The 17,550-nt window shown below is 59.1% G+C and carries 7 protein-coding genes and 4 pseudogenes; 6 read left to right on the top strand and 5 right to left on the bottom strand.

Going from position 1 to position 17,550, the window contains the following annotated elements; all coding sequences use genetic code 11:
* The first annotated feature begins 312 nt into the window (after positions 1–312).
* The 5 genes and pseudogenes from aceE (at position 313) to msrA (ending at position 10,390) form a co-directional block, all read left to right on the top strand.
* Positions 313–2,958, top strand: a complete 2,646-nt coding sequence (aceE, locus tag LJU32_06880; protein WKV89997.1) for a pyruvate dehydrogenase (acetyl-transferring), homodimeric type — start codon at positions 313–315, stop codon at positions 2,956–2,958.
* Between the two features lie 11 nt (positions 2,959–2,969).
* Positions 2,970–4,922, top strand: coding sequence for a dihydrolipoyllysine-residue acetyltransferase (aceF, locus tag LJU32_06875; protein WKV89996.1), 1,953 nt, complete (start codon positions 2,970–2,972; stop codon positions 4,920–4,922).
* 275 nt (positions 4,923–5,197) lie between these two features.
* Positions 5,198–6,594: pseudogene (locus LJU32_06870) on the top strand (alkaline phosphatase family protein).
* Positions 6,595–6,848: 254 nt separating this feature from the next.
* Positions 6,849–9,544: pseudogene (locus LJU32_06865) on the top strand (EAL domain-containing protein).
* A gap of 195 nt (positions 9,545–9,739) precedes the next feature.
* Positions 9,740–10,390 (top strand): peptide-methionine (S)-S-oxide reductase MsrA, encoded by a 651-nt coding sequence (gene msrA, locus LJU32_06860; protein ID WKV89995.1) that lies wholly within the window; start codon positions 9,740–9,742, stop codon positions 10,388–10,390.
* 71 nt (positions 10,391–10,461) lie between these two features.
* On the opposite strand, the gene rlmJ is transcribed toward msrA, so the two are convergent.
* Positions 10,462–11,298 carry a 23S rRNA (adenine(2030)-N(6))-methyltransferase RlmJ gene (gene rlmJ, locus LJU32_06855; GenBank protein ID WKV89994.1) on the bottom strand — a complete coding sequence of 279 codons (837 nt, stop codon included), beginning with the start codon at positions 11,296–11,298 and terminating at the stop codon, positions 10,462–10,464.
* A gap of 330 nt (positions 11,299–11,628) precedes the next feature.
* On the opposite strand from rlmJ, the gene LJU32_06850 reads away from it, so the two are divergent.
* The gene (locus LJU32_06850; protein WKV89993.1) at positions 11,629–12,042 is read left to right on the top strand and encodes a hypothetical protein; all 414 of its coding nucleotides are present in this window, start codon (positions 11,629–11,631) and stop codon (positions 12,040–12,042) included.
* Positions 12,043–12,138: 96 nt separating this feature from the next.
* Here the strand turns inward: LJU32_06850 and LJU32_06845 are convergent, their stop codons facing one another.
* The 4 genes and pseudogenes from LJU32_06845 to putP all read right to left on the bottom strand — a co-directional run bounded on the left by LJU32_06845 (position 12,139) and on the right by putP (position 17,339).
* Positions 12,139–12,459 (bottom strand): hypothetical protein, encoded by a 321-nt coding sequence (locus LJU32_06845; protein ID WKV89992.1) that lies wholly within the window; start codon positions 12,457–12,459, stop codon positions 12,139–12,141.
* Between the two features lie 331 nt (positions 12,460–12,790).
* Positions 12,791–13,503: pseudogene (locus tag LJU32_06840) on the bottom strand (DUF4123 domain-containing protein).
* Positions 13,493–15,507, bottom strand: a pseudogene (gene vgrG / locus LJU32_06835) (type VI secretion system tip protein VgrG). Before vgrG ends, LJU32_06840 begins: the two co-directional pseudogenes overlap by 11 nt.
* 347 nt (positions 15,508–15,854) lie before the next feature.
* Positions 15,855–17,339: a sodium/proline symporter PutP gene (putP, locus tag LJU32_06830; GenBank protein ID WKV89991.1), complete on the bottom strand. Its 1,485-nt coding sequence runs from the start codon at positions 17,337–17,339 to the stop codon at positions 15,855–15,857.
* Positions 17,340–17,550: the final 211 nt, after the last annotated feature.

Raw genomic sequence — 17,550 nt, 5'->3', positions numbered from 1 at the left:
GAACAAAAGTTAGAAATAGCTGAAATTTGTTCTTCTTTGGCATCCAGCATCAAACTTTCACCTTATTCGGATGGAAATCGACCCGCCTTAACGATTATTCTCACAACGCAGTCGGAGGCCACAAGCCTTTCATCTGTAGTTTTACTACTCGTCTATACATTCGAAAGGCTGAAATGCCGGAAGATTTGTAGTAAAACTACACGCCGCCGGAACAACCTGTCGGCAATCCAAGAATTTTAAATCGTCTGCCCACAAGGCCAGTCGCAAACTCAGGCAACCGATTCTGGAAGCCTTTCCGCCCTGGAGCAAGCCATGCAAGACCTCGATCCCGTCGAAACCCAGGAATGGCTGGACGCCCTGGAATCGGTTCTCGACAAAGAAGGCGAAGACCGTGCTCACTATCTGATGACCCGTATGGGCGAACTCGCGACCCGCAGCGGCTCGCAGCTCCCTTACGCGATCACCACGCCTTACCGCAACACGATCCCCGTTACCCACGAAGCACGCATGCCTGGCGACCTGTTCATGGAACGCCGCATTCGCTCGCTGGTACGCTGGAACGCGATGGCCATGGTAATGCGCACGAACCTGCGAGATTCGGACCTGGGTGGTCACATCTCCAGCTTCGCTTCCAGTGCGACCCTGTATGACATCGGCTTCAACTATTTCTTCCAGGCCCCGACCGACGAACACGGCGGCGACCTGATCTACTTCCAGGGCCACACCTCGCCAGGCGTTTACGCCCGCGCATTCATGGAAGGCCGCATCACCGAAGACCAGATGAACAACTTCCGTCAGGAAGTCGATGGTCAAGGCCTGTCGTCCTATCCGCACCCTTGGCTGATGCCTGACTTCTGGCAGTTCCCGACCGTATCGATGGGTCTGGGTCCGATCCAGGCGATCTACCAGGCGCGCTTCATGAAGTACCTGGAGCACCGTGGTTTCATCCAGCCGGGCAAACAGAAGGTCTGGTGCTTCCTGGGCGACGGCGAGTGCGACGAGCCGGAATCCCTGGGCGCGATCTCCCTGGCCGGCCGCGAGAAGCTGGACAACCTGATCTTCGTCATCAACTGCAACCTGCAGCGCCTCGACGGCCCGGTTCGCGGCAACGGCAAGATCATTCAGGAACTCGAAGGCGTGTTCCGCGGTGCACAATGGAACGTAACCAAAGTCATCTGGGGCCGTTTCTGGGACCCATTGCTGGCCAAGGACGTCGACGGCATCCTGCAGCGTCGCATGGACGAAGTCATCGACGGCGAATACCAGAACTACAAAGCCAAAGACGGCGCGTTCGTTCGCGAGCACTTCTTCAACACGCCTGAACTCAAGGCAATGGTTGCCGATCTGTCCGACGACGAGATCTGGAAACTCAACCGTGGCGGCCACGACCCGTACAAGGTCTACGCGGCGTACCACGAAGCGGTCAACCACAAGGAACAACCGACCGTCATCCTCGCCAAGACCATCAAGGGTTATGGCACCGGTGCCGGCGAAGCGAAGAACACCGCGCACAACACCAAGAAGGTCGACGTCGAGAGCCTGAAGCTGTTCCGCGATCGCTTCGATATCCCGGTCAAGGACGAAGAGCTGGAGAACCTGCCGTTCTTCAAGCCAGAGCCGAACAGTGCCGAAGGCCGCTACCTGGCCGAGCGTCGCGCTGCATTGGGCGGCTTCGTGCCACAACGCCGTGCGCAGAGCTTCAGCGTACCGACTCCGGATCTGGACACCCTCAAAGCCATCCTCGACGGCTCGGGCGACCGTGAAATTTCCACCACCATGGCCTTCGTGCGGATCCTCGCGCAACTGGTCAAGGACAAGGAAATCGGTCCGCGCATCGTCCCGATCATCCCGGACGAAGCCCGTACCTTCGGTATGGAAGGCATGTTCCGTCAGCTGGGTATCTACTCCTCCGTCGGCCAGCTCTACGAGCCAGTCGATAAAGACCAGGTGATGTTCTACAAGGAAGACCAGAAAGGTCAGATCCTTGAAGAAGGCATCAACGAAGCAGGCGCCATGAGCTCGTTCATCGCTGCCGGTACTTCGTACTCCAGCCACAACCAGCCGATGCTGCCGTTCTACATCTTCTACTCGATGTTCGGCTTCCAGCGTATCGGCGACCTGGCCTGGGCCGCTGGCGACAGCCGTACCCGTGGCTTCCTGATCGGCGGCACCGCCGGCCGTACCACCCTGAACGGTGAAGGTCTGCAGCACGAAGACGGTCACAGCCACCTGCTGGCCGCGACCATCCCGAACTGCCGCACCTACGATCCGACCTACGGCTACGAGCTGGCGGTGATCATTCAGGACGGCATGAAGAAGATGACCGAAGAGCAACAGGACATCTTCTACTACATCACCGTGATGAACGAGTCGTACCAGCAGCCAGCCATGCCGGCCGGTGCCGAAGAAGGCATCAAGAAAGGCATGTACCTGCTCGAGGAAGACACTCGCGATGCGGCGCACCACGTTCAGCTGATGGGCTCCGGTACCATCCTGCGCGAAGTGCGTGAAGCGGCGAAGATCCTGCGTGAAGAGTTCAACATCGGCGCTGACGTGTGGAGCGTTACCAGCTTCAACGAACTGCGTCGCGACGGCCTGGCCGTAGAACGCAGCAACCGTCTCAAGCCTGGCCAGAAGCCTCAGCTGAGCTACGTCGAAGAGTGCCTGAACGGCCGTAAAGGTCCGGTCATTGCCTCTACCGACTACATGAAGCTGTTCGCCGAGCAGATCCGTCAGTGGGTACCGTCCAAGGAATTCAAAGTCCTGGGCACCGACGGTTTCGGCCGCAGCGACAGCCGCAAGAAACTGCGTCATTTCTTCGAAGTCGACCGTCATTTCGTGGTGTTGGCAGCCCTGGAAGCACTGGCTGACCGTGGTGATATCGAACCTAAAGTCGTGGCTGAGGCCATCGTCAAGTTCGGCATCGACCCGGAAAAACGCAACCCACTGGACTGCTGAGGAGACATTTTGTGAGCGAACTCATTCGCGTACCTGACATCGGCAGCGGTGAAGGTGAAGTAATTGAACTGTTTGTGAAGGTCGGCGACCGCATCGAAGCCGACCAGAGCATCCTGACTCTGGAATCGGACAAGGCCAGCATGGAAGTGCCGGCCCCGAAAGCCGGCGTCATCAAGAGCCTGAAAGTGAAGCTGGGCGACCGTCTGAAAGAAGGCGACGAACTGCTCGAACTGGAAGTCGAGGGCGCTGCTGAAGCGGCCCCTGCGCCGGCCGCCGCACCTGCTGCGAAAGCCGAAGAGAAACCGGCTGCCGCCCCTGCTGCTGCCGCGCCTGCCGCTGCTCCTGCTGCCGCTTCGGTACAGCAAGTGCACGTGCCGGACATCGGTTCGTCGGGCAAGGCACAGATCATCGAGATTCAGGTCAAGGTCGGCGACAGCGTCGAAGCTGATCAATCGCTGATCACCCTGGAATCCGACAAGGCGAGCATGGAAATCCCGTCGCCTGCCGCTGGCGTGGTCAAGGCCATCAGCGTCAAGCTCAACGACGAAGTCGGCACTGGCGATCTCATTCTGGATCTGGAAGTGGCGGGTGCTGCGGCCCCTGCTGCGGCCGCTCCGGCTCAGGCTGCTGCGCCTGCTGCTGCCGCTGCGCCAGCCCCGGCTGCTGCTCCGGCCGCACCGGCCGCTGACAGCGTTCAGGACATCCACGTGCCGGACATCGGTTCGGCCGGCAAGGCGAAGATCATCGAAGTGCTGGTCAAGGCCGGCGACACCGTCGAAGCCGACCAGTCGCTGATCACCCTGGAATCCGACAAGGCCAGCATGGAAATTCCATCGCCTGCCGCTGGCGTGGTCGAAAGCGTTTCGATCAAGCTGGATGACGAAGTCGGCACTGGCGACCTGATTCTCAAGCTCAAAGTCAAAGGCGCGGCACCTGCTGCTGCCCCGGCTGCACCCAGCGCGCCGGCACCTGCCGCTGCTGCTCCGGCTGCCGCTGCCGCTACACCTGCCGCCGCTCCAGCCGCCGCACCGGCCAAGCCGGGCGCGAAGGTTCACGCCGGCCCTGCCGTGCGTCAACTGGCTCGTGAGTTCGGCGTCGAGCTGAGCGCCGTTGGCGCCAGCGGTCCGCATGGTCGCATCCTCAAGGAGGACGTGCAGGTTTACGTCAAGGCGATGATGCAGAAGGCCAAGGAAGCACCGGCCGCTGCTGGCGGCGCTACCGGTGGCGCGGGCATCCCGCCGATCCCGGTGGTCGATTTCAGCCGTTTCGGCGAAATCGAAGAAGTGCCGATGACCCGCCTGATGCAAGTCGGCGCGGCCAACCTGCACCGCAGCTGGCTGAACGTGCCACACGTGACGCAATTCGACTCGGCGGACATCACCGAGCTGGAAGCCTTCCGTGTAGCGCAAAAAGCCGTGGCCGAGAAGGCTGGCGTCAAGCTGACCATCCTGCCGCTGCTGCTCAAGACCTGCGCGCACCTGCTCAAGGAGCTGCCGGACTTCAACAGTTCGCTGGCGCCAAGCGGCAAGGCGATCATCCGCAAGAAATACGTGAACATCGGCTTCGCCGTCGACACTCCGGATGGCCTGCTGGTGCCGGTGATCAAGAACGTCGACCAGAAGAGCCTGCTGCAACTGGCGGCCGAAGCGGCTTCGCTGGCTGAAAAGGCCCGCACCAAGAAGCTGTCCTCGGACGAGATGCAAGGCGCCTGCTTCACCATTTCCAGCCTCGGTCATATTGGCGGCACCGGCTTCACGCCAATCGTCAACGCGCCGGAAGTGGCGATCCTCGGTGTTTCCAAGGCAACCATCCAGCCAGTCTGGGACGGCAAAGCCTTCCAGCCGAAGCTGATGCTTCCACTGTCGCTGTCCTACGATCACCGTGTGATCAACGGCGCTGCAGCTGCACGCTTCACCCAGCGTCTGGGCAGCCTGTTGGGCGACATCCGCACCATCCTGCTGTAACCCAAACGGCCCTCCGGCAACGGAGGGCTGTTTGCTGCACCCTTTCGAGCGCCACACGCTCGTACCTCAACCCCGTCAATTGACGGGGCTTTTTTTGCCTGAAATAAACCGGATCGCGCCTCTTTCCTACAACCTGCGCTGACATCGGCCACAGGCCTGGTCCACTTAACGCCAATATTTTCCGCCGCCGGCCAACTAACCTCTGCTCAGGAAAGTTGCTTCAATGCGCTCCGCTTATTTAATTCATCTTATTAAAATCTCGAACGGAATCGATCATGTTCAAACCGACTATCGGCCCTATTGTGGGCCACACCACAACTAACGAAGTACGCATTTTCATTCGCGGCGAACAGCAGGACAGAAAAAGAGTGTTTGCCGGAGTCCGCGCTCGCAAGGCCGGTGCGGAAAAATGGTCCAACAGCGTATTTGCACTTTTGAATCCGGCTAATGACATGTCGGGTGTGCTGGTATTGCACGATCTCGATGCCGATTGTGAATACGAATATCAAGCCGGTTGCCTAAGTCCGATGAACCCGGTGCATACCATCGACACGGTGGTCGAGTTTCCATTGCAATGGCCGCGTCAGCTCTACCGCTTTCGCACCCGAACTGCGCAGGGCAACCAGCCCCGCAGCTTTATCGTCGGTTCGTGCCGTTATCTGCGGATCACCGCAGGCATCGCTTCCCTGCCGCAACTGGGCGACCGCATCTTTGGCTCGATCAATCAACTGATCGAAAACAGTCATCTACCGGTCAGTGCGGTAATCATGACCGGCGACCAGGTTTATGTAGATGACTTGAATATCATTGCACCGGATCGCGAAGCCAAAGACATTCTGAAGAAATATCGAACGGCATTTTCGCAACCGAATATTCAACGACTGATGTCCAATACATCGACTTACATGATGCTTGACGATCATGAAATCGAAGATAACTGGCCCGCCAATGCCAAAGATGCGGACAAGGACTTGTATCGCAATGCCATGGCCGCTTATGAACTTTATCAAGCCAGCCACAGCCCGGTTTATGCATGTAACGGCAAGGGCCAGATAGACCGGGACAGCTTGAAGCATTACTGGTATCAGTTCGGCGACAGCGATATCGCTTGGTTCGTTACCGACAGTCGCACCCAGCGCAACCTGTCGAAAGACGATCGGCGCATTCTCGACGTCGAACAGGAACAAGCGCTGCTTGAATGGCTGATTCACACTCCGGCACGGGTGAAATTCGTGGTGACCAGCGTGATGTTTTATCCCGACCGCAAGCTTCACGGTGACGATGCCTGGAAAGCTTTTCCCGAACAGCGTCTGCGCCTGCTGGAAACCATTCGTACCCATCGGATCAAAAACGTGGTGTTCGTCTCAGGCGATGTCCATGGCTCGCTGACCAGTCGCTTGACTCACAGCGAAGACACCGATTTCGAAGTGCACACCCTCGTGTCGTCACCGCTGCACAACAGCAAACTGTTGCCGTATGCCAAAGCCTCGACGTTTATCCTCGATCAACCGCTGGTGCGCACGGCAGGCGGGATTATCGGCACGAGTTGACCAGTGCCGTGGTGAGTCAGGACAATTTTGCGCATGTCGTCGTTGAGGCTGATCAGATATGGGTCAATTACCATGACCGCGATGGCAAGAAGCTGCAGTCGATCAGTATGAAATTGCGTTGAAACAGTAAAAGATCGCAGCCTTCGGCAGCTCCTACACCAGGCGCATTACCCTGTTGGGGCGGCGTGAAGCTGTGATCTTTTGTTCATTTCAGTCATGCACTGGAGAAATGTTCACTGCAGCCGACATATTCTTATAGCACTTGGCCTTCATCTCTCTTGTCAGTCGGTGCCGCAATGATGCAACCTTGCCGCAGCCAACAGACAAGAGGGCGAGAGCCCGGCGCATTCAGCATATTTCCAAGCGAGTTCCCTTCATGAAGAGCCAACCCGATGCCGCCAGCCGTATGGCGGCCGAGGTAGTGACGCAGTTGCCTGTGCCCTCGCGGCTCGGCATGCTGCGTTTCGAGCGCTTGAATGAAGCCAGTTGGGCGATGCTGTTCCTCGATCCCAACTGCGAACGCCAGTTCGGCCAGCCGGCCGTCGAGCTCTGCGCCCTGGTCGGCTCGCCCTACGCCAGCCTGATGGAGCCCGAAGCGCGCTACCAACTGCATGACGCGATCCAGCAGCAGTTGAGCAAAAGCGCGCATTACGTGGTGCGCTACACCCTGCACACCGCCGCCGGCGCGTTGAACATCCTCGAGCTGGGTGAAGCCTACAAACAGCACAACCGGCATTTGCTGCGCGGCTACCTGCTGGCCGTCGACGAGGTGTTCGACGAAACCCAGGCGCTGCCTTCGGTCGACCTGGAAACCCAGAACTCGCGCCTGCAAATCGCCCTTGAGCTGAACCAGCGTGCCCAGCAGGAACAACTGCAGCATCTGGAACGCGTACGCGCCCAGCAGGATCTGATTCTGCTGCTCGCACGCCAGCGCTACAGCACGCACAACTCGCTGCAGGAAGCCGCCGAGCTGATCACCCGCTGCGCCTGCGACATTTACGAGATCGACTGCGCCAGCCTGTGGAACCTCGAAGGCCAGCGCTTGCTGCCGATCTCCGCCTACCATCGTGCGACCCAGGAATACCTGCTGCCGGAGCCGATCGATATCAGCGGCTTCCCGATTACATGGAGGCGCTGCACAGCAGCCGCGCCATCGATGCCCACAACGCCATGCACGACCCGCGCACCCGCGAGATGGCCGAGGCGATGCGTCCGCGTGACGTTAACGCCATGCTCGACGCCAGCATTCGCGTCGACGGGCAAGTGGTCGGCGTGTTGTGTCTGGAACAGACCGGCGCGACCCGCGCCTGGCAGTCCGACGAAATTGCCTTTGCCGGCGAGCTGGCCGACCAGTTCGCGCAAGTGATCAACAACCACAACCGCCGCACTGCCACCAGCGCCCTGCACCTGTTTCAGCGCGCGGTCGAGCAAAGCGCCAACGCCTTTTTGCTGGTCAACTGCGACGGCGTTGTCGAGTACGTCAACCCGAGCTTCACCGCGATCACCCAGTACACCACCGAGGAAGTCCACGGTCAGCGCCTGTCGGAGTTGCCGGCGCTGGAAAACCTCAGCGAACTGCTGTTCGACGCGCCCTCGGCGCTGGCCCAGAGCAACAGCTGGCAGGGTGAATTCAAGAGCCGCCGGAAAAACCTCGAACCCTACTGGGGGCAGTTGTCGATTTCCAAGGTCTATGGCGACAACCGTGAGCTGACGCATTACATCGGCATCTACGAAGACATCACCCAGACCAAACTCGCGCAGCAGCGTATCGAGCGCCTGGCCTATACCGACAACCTGACCAACCTCGGCAATCGTCCGGCATTCATCCGCAATCTCGATGAGCGTTTTGCCCGCGACAGCGATGCGCCGATCAGCCTGTTGCTGGTCGATATCGACAACTTCAAGCGGATCAACGACAGCCTCGGTCACCAGACCGGCGACAAACTGTTGATCAGCCTCGCCCGGCGCCTGCGCAACAGCCTCAGCCCGAGTGGGAGCCTGGCGCGTTTTGCCAGTAACGAATTTGCCGTATTGCTCGACGACACCGATCTTGAAGCCGGGCAGCAGATCGCCAGTCAGTTGCTCATGACCCTCGACAAGCCGATGTTCGTCGACAATCAGCTGATCAGCGTCACCGGCTCCGTCGGCCTCGCCTGCGCGCCGCTGCACGGGCGCGATCCGCAGACACTGATGCGCAACGCCGGTCTGGCGCTGCACAAGGCCAAGGCCAACGGTAAACATCAGTTGCAGGTGTTCACTGAAGCGCTGAACGCCGAAGCCAGCTACAAACTGTTCGTCGAGAACAACCTGCGCCGCGCCCTGACCCAGAACGAGCTGGACGTGTTCTACCAGCCGAAACTGTGCCTACGCAGTGGGCGCCTGCTGGGTATGGAAGCGCTGTTGCGCTGGAACCATCCGGAACGCGGCATGATCCGCCCGGACCAGTTCATCAGCGTCGCCGAGGAAACCGGCCTGATCATTCCGATCGGCAAATGGATCGCCCGTCAGGCCTGCCGCATGAGCAAATCCTTGACCGCCGCCGGCCTGGGCAATCTGCAAGTGGCGATCAATCTGTCGCCGAAACAGTTCTCCGATCCGGATCTGGTCGCCTCGATCGCCAACATCCTCAGGGAAGAAGCGCTGCCGGCGAGTCTGCTCGAGCTGGAGCTGACCGAAGGCCTGCTGCTGGAAGCCACCGAAGACACCCACTTGCAGCTCGACCAGCTCAAGCGCCTGGGCCTGACCCTAGCCATGGATGACTTCGGCACCGGATACTCGTCGCTGAGCTATCTGAAGAAATTCCCGATCGACATCATCAAGATCGATCGCAGCTTCATCCATGAAATTCCGGACAACCAGGACGACATGGAAATCACCTCCGCCGTGATCGCCATGGCCCACAACCTGAAACTCAAGGTCGTCGCCGAAGGCATCGAAACCGCCGAGCAACTGGCGTTCCTGCGCCGGCATCGTTGCGACGTCGGCCAGGGTTATCTGTTCGACCGACCGATTCCCGGTGACGAGTTGATCAAAGCCCTCAAGCGCTACCCGCGTGGGCCGCTGTGCCTCTAAAGCCTGCCTCTATGAAGATCCCTTGTGGGAGCGAGCCTGCTCGCGAAGGCGATAAAACCATCGACATCTTCGTCGCCTGACACCCCGCTTTCGCGAGCAGGCTCGCTCCCACAGTTTTGATAGTGCGAATTCCGGCATCATTCGGCACACTGGCGGTCTGACTTTTTACCTCCAACCTGACTGAGAGGAACGATCATGGTTCTGCGCTCGGAAATTCTGGTGAACAAAAACGTGCTTCCAACCAAAGAACAAGCCCTGCCCGGCCGCGAAACCCCGATGACCCTGCCGGAAAAACACTTCGTCTTCGAAGACACCCCGCTGCTCGGTCCATTCTTTCAGGACGTCGACTTTGCAATCTTCGGTCTGGGTTGCTTTTGGGGCGCGGAACGACGCTTCTGGCAGCGCGAAGGCGTAGTCAGCACCGTGGTAGGTTACGCCGGCGGCTTCACGCCGAACCCGACGTACGAAGAAGTCTGCTCGAGCCTGACCGGCCACGCCGAAGTGGTATTGGTGGTGTATGACAAGGCTCAAGTGAGTTACGAAGAACTGCTGGCGATGTTCTGGGAACTGCACAACCCGACTCAGGGCATGCGTCAGGGCAACGACATCGGCACTCAGTACCGCTCGGTGATCTACGCGACCACCCCGGAGCAACTGGATGCAGCACTGAAAAGCAAAGACGTGTATCAGGCGGAACTGGCCAAGGCCGGTCTGGGTGAAATCAGCACCGAGATCGACCAGGCGCCGACCGTGTACTTTGCCGAGGCTTATCACCAGCAGTATCTGGCGAAGAACCCTGAAGGTTACTGCGGGATTGGCGGCACCGGCGTGTGCATGCCGAGCTAAAAGCTGCTAGCGGCAAGCTTCAAGCTGCAAGCGCTGTTTTCGCTTCAGCCTGTAGCTTGTAGCTTGTAGCTTCATTCCGCTATTAACCAATCCATCTGCCAGCCACCCTGAGTCTGCCCCAGCTTCTTCGACAACCACGGCAGCAACTCACGCAATTCTTCTTCCAGCCCCCACGGCGGATTGGCGATCGCCAGCCCGGAACCGTTCAGGCTGTTCGGCGTGTCCAGCGGATGCACCAGCAGCTCCACACGCAACAACTTCGGTGCACCCGTGCCTGCCAGGTCCTGATAGAAACGCCGCAGTGCACGCTGATCCTTCACCGGATACCAGATCGCAGCCACGGTCTGGCGCATGCGGCCGATGGCTTCTTTCATCGACGCCGCGCAACGCTGCATCTCGTCGAGTTGCTCGAACGGCGGATCGATCAGCATCACCGCGCGCTTTTCCTGCACCGGCAACATCGCCCGCGCCACGTGCCAGCCCTCGCCCAGATGCACTTTTACCCGACGGTCGCCGGCCATGTTGTCCTTGAGCAACACGCCATCTTCGGGGTGCTTCTCGTTGAGCATCACCCGATCCTGCGGCCGCGTCAGGCGCCGCGCCAGCTCCGGCGAACCCGGGTAATAGCGCAACTGGCCATCCGGGTTCATCTCGTGTAGCACCTTCATATAGTCGGCAGTCAGCGCCGGCAGGTCCGGCTGATCCCACAACCGCGCAATGCCTTCCAGATACTCGCCGGTGCGATTGGCCTGATCACCCTGCAAGTCATACAGACCAATGCCCGCGTGGCTGTCGAGATAGGCAAACGGCTGCTCCTTGCGCGACATCAGAGCGATGAGGCGGGTCAAGGTCAGGTGTTTGAACACATCGGCGTGATTGCCGGCATGGAAGGCGTGACGATAATTCATGGCTGCTCCTGCGAGGGCCGCAAAGTTTACCTTTTACCGGACGGCAAGTCAGGGGTTCGCAGCCGAGTGGACAAAAGCCTTTCCCTCACCCTAACCCTCTCCCGGAGGGAGAGGGACTTACGGTGGCGATCTTGCGAGTTACATCGACCTGAATGATCGACGTGATCTCAGGCTTGGCCAAGCGAAGTTCACCACTGAAGTCGCAGGTCGGCGTACATCACCCAGACAACTCGGTCAGTCCCCTCTCCCTCTGGGAGAGGGCTAGGGTGAGGGGCTTTGCTTTTATGCCGTTAAACTGGCTGACCATGAACGACAGGAAGTCAAAAACTCATGCGATATCTCATCATCTGTTCACTCAGCCTTCTAAGTCCATACCTCGCCCTTGCCGACGAAACTCACATTGAACAGGCACGCCAGACACTAAAGAACTACGGGCTGAGCCACTGCATTCTGAAGCCATTCAACGAACGCTCAGCGCTGGAAAAAGACATTGCGCTGTCCGCCCATGCCTATTCATTCATGGGCAACGGCCTACATTCCATCCTGCAAAATGAAGACACGCTGCAAGTGCTGCACGATCCCTATAAAGAAACACTGAGCTACATATCGGCGGCTTACCAGCAGACACCTTCACGCAGCAAACACTCAAATGAAAAAGTGGTGTTCCTTGCGTGCCTGAAGATCTACAACTCCGAAGCGTTCAACCGCTTTATCAAAACTCAAGATGCCTACATCTCTGACTGACCCCCTGATTTCAATCAACATCAAAAGATCGCAGCCTTCGGCGGCTCCTACACGGGATGGGCGCTCACTCTGCCGAAGGCTGCGATCTTCTGATCTTCAGGCGGGCAAGCTGCGCAGGCGCTTGCCGATGACATCGAGCACGTCACAGCCGTCACGCAATGGGATGGCGCACAGCAGGGCGAAGTCGCTGAGGATCACAGAGTCGCATTCGATCGAGCCGCGCATGCACATGTTTTCCAGAACCTGGACCACGGCGCGGATGCGATGGTTGGCGGCGTCCATGAGGATGTCGAGGGGCACGTGGGTGTCGATGAACAGGCTGGGCATGTCGCTGCAATTGCCGGTGAGGGCCATGAAGCGGTTGTCGGGGTGAGGCGTGATTTTTTCGTAGGGTGGATCAGTATGCATATTGGTCATTTTCCGGGTCCCATGATTGATAAACGTGAGCCGCCATCACACCTTCCTACGGGTTAGGGTGGCAGCTGTGCGCAGGAGTAGGAACCGAGCAATCATGGACCTCGGCCACGCCGAAGCGTGCCCCACGCACAGCCGCCGCGAACGATCTTACGGACTTGAACCAAGTGCCGCAAAAAGCCAACGAACTGTAACGTCATGAATGCGGGGATCCTTCACCCTGCCACCGCTCTCGCAGTGACAACGAAAAGACTATCCCTGCAACCCACCACGCACCAGTTCATGAAAACCGCCGCAATTCGAAGGAAACGTCCGAAGCGTTTGCCCCGAAATTTCATTCTGCCTCTGCCAGTAAAAACTCCAGAAGCGCCGATCGTGACGAATCTTCCGACATCGATAATTTGAAAAACTGCCCGACCTTGCAGCGCAGGACCGTCTCGGGAAACGCCTCGAACACGGCCGGCTGCTCCTCGCTCAGCCACTGCAGGACATTGGCGATGCGTACGCTTGCATCAGTCTGCGCCAACAGCGATTGCGGCACGCTCCACCACGGGAAGACTCGCCCCGAAACCAGCGCACGCCCCCGACGTCAATGGCTTGCCCATTGATCAAGGCTCGCGAAACGACCGGCAGCAATTGCGCGGGATTGACCTCGCCAGACTGCAAAAGAGGCAGCAGAAAACGACCGTCCCAGAAGCGGAAAAACACCGCTTTACCGTCCGGCATCAGCACTTGAGTCAGGCTACGGAAATGTTCGACCAGCACTTCCAGATCTGCCGAAGACACCGCCAACCATCCCCAATCCCGAGATTCTGTTTCCGCCACCCAACGTAAAAACTCACTGTCCGCAGCGACAATTCCCACATAGGGCATCACAGCATCCCACTCGGCATAAATGGTCTCGGCCCACACTGGACTCGCTGTGCCCTGCCAGGCTTTGAACGCATCGGCGTCGCTGGCGCGGCTGAAAACTGAAAACAGTTGTTCTGACGCCAGCAGCGGCTGACGCGCCAGCCAATCTTCTGGGGTTAACTCTTCAGGCTGCACAAACACCATCCTTACAACGCTCGCACTCTTCGCAGAACGGCGCATCACCTTTGAAACTCATGATCTGTGCGGCCGTGAGAATCGCCGCCGGCGCAGCGGTCAGTTTCTCCGCCAAACCCGGCACCACCGGCGCCGCGCTCATCGCCGCCATCGGCGCGCCGCCAACAACAATCGGCACGCTGCTGAAAATTCCGCCGGGGCCGATGTTGATCCACTGTCCGCCGGCCTGAATCGTCGCGCTCGCGCCGCCATCGATGACCACTTGCTGGCCTGCGCTGATATGGATCTGCGCCGAGGCGCTGGTGGCTTGACTGTTCACCCGAACCTGTCGATCGCCGAGCACGGACAAATGATCATCCTGCCTCACTTCTGTCTGACGCTGGCCGTGGGTGATGCGCTGTTCGTCGGCCTTCAGTTCATGGCGGGCGGTGCCGGTGACCACCACACTGCGCTGGTTGTCGACCTGCAACTGCTGGTCGTTGAGCACATGCTGGGTCCAGTTGCGCTGGGCACGCAGGTAGATTTCCTCCGCACCCTTTTTATCCTCGATGCGCAGTTCGTTATAACCGCCACCGCCAGGGCTGCTCTGGCTGCGGAAGATGCTGCGGGTCTTGTCCGCCGGCAGGTCCAGCGGCACCGGAGTCGCCGCATTTGGCAGGCATCCCATGACCAGCGGCTTGTCGGCATCGCCATCAATGAAGCCGACCAGCACTTCCATGCCGACTCGCGGAATCAATACGCTGCCGTAGTGATCGTGAGCCCAACCGGTCGCGACGCGCAGCCAGCAACTGGAGTGCTCGTTCAATTCGCCATCGCGGTCCCAGGCCAGTTGCACTTTGACCCGGCCAAATTCATCGCAATGGATCTCCAGGTCTTTCGGTCCGGTGACCACGGCGGGCTGGTAACCGGACATGCGCGGCTTTTCCGGCGCCAGCGCCGGACGGAAGATCACGTCCCACGGCGTGGCGACGAAAGTATTGCGGTAGCCCTGGAAGGATTCGCCATCGCTGGTCACCGACTCTTCCAGCACTTGCGGCTGGCGCCCGCGATGTTCGACGGTGGTGAGCAACCACAGATCATTCCAGTCGCTGCGTGGATGCTCGGTGAGTTGCAGGAAATGCCCGCAGACCAGTGAAGACTCGTCGCTGCTGCCCTCGGCCTGACGGTAATCGGCAACGTGCCGTTCCAGCGCTCGCCGAGTCAGCTGTTTGCCGGTTTCGCGATCACTGAATTGGCCGGGAAGTGATAGTCCTCCAGCACCGGACGCTGCTCGCCGTCACTGCGACTTTCCAGAGACAGGCGTGGTTTTTCGAAGTTGTAGTCGCGCCGGGTGACGACGCTGGTGCGGGTTTCCACGCGCACATTGAAACGTTGGATCGCCGGCGCGCCAGCGGACATGCCGCTGCCCGGCAGATAAAGCGTCGGCTCGGGCAGCCTGGGGAACACGGTCTGGTCGTCGCCGAACACCAGCAGATGGCCTTCGGGGCTGTGTTGAAAGTGGTAATGAATGCCGACTTCGGCACACAGACGCTGGATAAAGGCCAGATCGCTTTCGGCGTATTGCACACAGTACTCGCGCTGCGGGTATTCGCTGCCCAGGCGAAACTCAAACGCATCGCGCAGGATCGAGTGATCCTTGAGGACCTGCGTGACGATTTGCGGCACGCTCTGATGCTGGAAAATCCGCTGGTTGATGCGATGCCCGAGATATGTCAGACGCGGGACGAGGCTGAGGTGATAGCGTGTCAGGCGTTTCCCGGAGTCTCCCTGTCCGACCTGATAAATCTGACCATGAATACCGCAACCCTGAGCCTCGAAACTCAGAAACGCCTGACCATGCAGCAGGCTTTCCAGATCCAGGTCCGGCCGCTCGCTGACCAGTTCCAGTTCGAAGCGAAATGGCTGGCTGATGGCTTCCCTGCCCGTGAACTCAAGAACTTTGAGGTCATGCTGGGCGCCTTCGAGGGTCAACGTGAAACGCGGTTGATTGGCAGGCGCGAACATCCGATGTCTCTCTGCAGTGTGAGGGCGGGCGATTCTGCATGAGGGGCAAGGGGTGCTGAGCAGGTGACGGGAAATTCAGATTTGCCCTACGTGGTTTGCTGAAAGGACCTTTAGAAATTAGCACTTTGACTACAGACATTTCTTCAAGCCGGTCAGTGTCCCTGTGGGAGCTGGCTTGCCAGCGATGAGGTCGGCACATTCAACTTATCGCTGACTGACACACCGTCATCGCTGGCAAGCCAGCTCCCACAGGGTTCTTCAGTGTTCTTGAAGAACCACAGGCAACAAAAAACGGCCCGCTTCCTCTAGGAAGCGGGCCGTTTTCAGGTGAGCCGAAGCTCAGTCCATCACTTGTTCAGATGGAAGTCTTTTTCCGCTGCCTCGAAACGCTCAACCATGCCGCGAGTCGGCTCACCCGCCTTGCTGACGAAGTAGATGGCAAGGCTGGCGAAGATGAAGCCCGGAATGATTTCGTACAGACCCAGCAGTTCGAAATGCTTCCAGACCACCACGGTGATCGCGCCGACCAGAATACCGGCCAGTGCGCCGTTGCGGGTCATGTCTTTCCAGACTACCGAGATCAGCACCACCGGACCGAACGCAGCACCGAAACCGGCCCAGGCGTAGGACACCAGGCCCAGTACGCGGTTTTCCGGGTTGGCAGCCAGCGCGATAGCGATCAGGGCTACCAGCAGCACCATGGCACGACCGACCCAGACCAGCTCCAGTTGCGAAGCGGACTTGCGCAGGAAAGCTTTATAGAAGTCTTCGGTCAGGGCGCTCGAGCACACCAGCAACTGGCAGCTCAGGGTGCTCATTACCGCAGCCAGAATGGCCGACAGCAACACACCGGCAACCCATGGGTTGAAGAGAATTTTCGCCAGTTCGATGAACACGCGCTCCGGGTTCTCGGTCACAGGACCGGCCACTTCCGGGTGCGCCGAGAAGTAAGCGATACCAAAGAAGCCCACCGCCACGGTGCCGCCCAGGCACAGGATCATCCAGGTCATGGAAATGCGACGCGCCTTGGCAATCGACTTCACCGAATCCGCCGCCATGAAACGCGCGAGGATGTGCGGCTGACCGAAGTAGCCCAGACCCCAACCCATCAGCGAGATGATGCCGATGAAGGTGGTGCCTTTGAGCATGTCGAAGTTGCTCGGATCTTGCGCTTCGATAGCGAGGAACGTGGTGTCGACGCCGCCGGTTGCCAGCAGGACGATGATCGGCGTGAGAATCAGCGCGAAGATCATCAGGGTCGCTTGCACGGTGTCGGTCCAGCTCACCGCGAGGAAACCGCCGATGAAGGTGTAGGCAATCGTTGCCGCCGCACCGGCCCACAGCGCCGTTTCGTAGGTCATGCCGAAGGTGCTTTCGAACAGGCGGGCACCGGCGACGATGCCGGAAGCGCAGTAGATGGTAAAGAACACCAGAATCACGATTGCCGAGATAATCCGCAGCAAGCCGCTTTTATCTTCGAAACGGCTGGAAAAATAATCCGGCAGAGTCAGGGCATCGCCGTTGTGCTCGGTCTGCACACGCAGACGGCCGGCGACAAACAGCCAGTTCAGGTAGGCACCGACGATCAGGCCGATGGCGATCCAGCTTTCGGACAGGCCGGACATGTAGATGGCGCCCGGTAGGCCCATCAGCAACCAGCCGCTCATGTCGGAGGCACCGGCAGACAGCGCGGTGACAACGCTGCCGAGGCTGCGACCGCCGAGAATATAGTCGGAAAGGTTGTTGGTGGAGCGATAGGCCATCAAGCCGATCAGCACCATTGCTGCGATGTAGATCACGAACGTGATCAGGGTTGGATTGCTTACGCTCATTGAGTTACGCCCTGGCTTTGTTTTTATGTAGCGGCGGTGGTGAACCGCTCGCAAACGACGACGTTTGGCAGACGATCCGGGATCCCGCGCATTTAAGACTGATGTTTCCCCAGGAAAGCCATCAGCCGGTACACCGGGTTATTCCCGGTTGCACCTTGGCGGCGAATGCTATGCAACAAAGCAAATAAGGTGCAACCAGTTTCGCGAGAAT

It is taken from the genome of Pseudomonas sp. B21_DOA, from assembly GCA_030544685.1.
GTDB lineage: Bacteria > Pseudomonadota > Gammaproteobacteria > Pseudomonadales > Pseudomonadaceae > Aquipseudomonas > Aquipseudomonas fluorescens_AO.
Note: the sequence above shows the minus strand (reverse complement) of the source record. Positions and strands in the feature narration are given on the sequence as shown.

Coding starts and splice junctions, on each gene's coding strand:
- aceE (WKV89997.1), top strand. CDS start 313: ATGCAAGACCTCGATCCCGTCGAAACCCAGGAATGGCTGGACGCCCTG.
- putP (WKV89991.1), bottom strand. CDS start 17,339: ATGAGCGTAAGCAATCCAACCCTGATCACGTTCGTGATCTACATCGCA.
- LJU32_06850 (WKV89993.1), top strand. CDS start 11,629: ATGCGATATCTCATCATCTGTTCACTCAGCCTTCTAAGTCCATACCTC.
- rlmJ (WKV89994.1), bottom strand. CDS start 11,298: ATGAATTATCGTCACGCCTTCCATGCCGGCAATCACGCCGATGTGTTC.
- LJU32_06845 (WKV89992.1), bottom strand. CDS start 12,459: ATGACCAATATGCATACTGATCCACCCTACGAAAAAATCACGCCTCAC.
- msrA (WKV89995.1), top strand. CDS start 9,740: ATGGTTCTGCGCTCGGAAATTCTGGTGAACAAAAACGTGCTTCCAACC.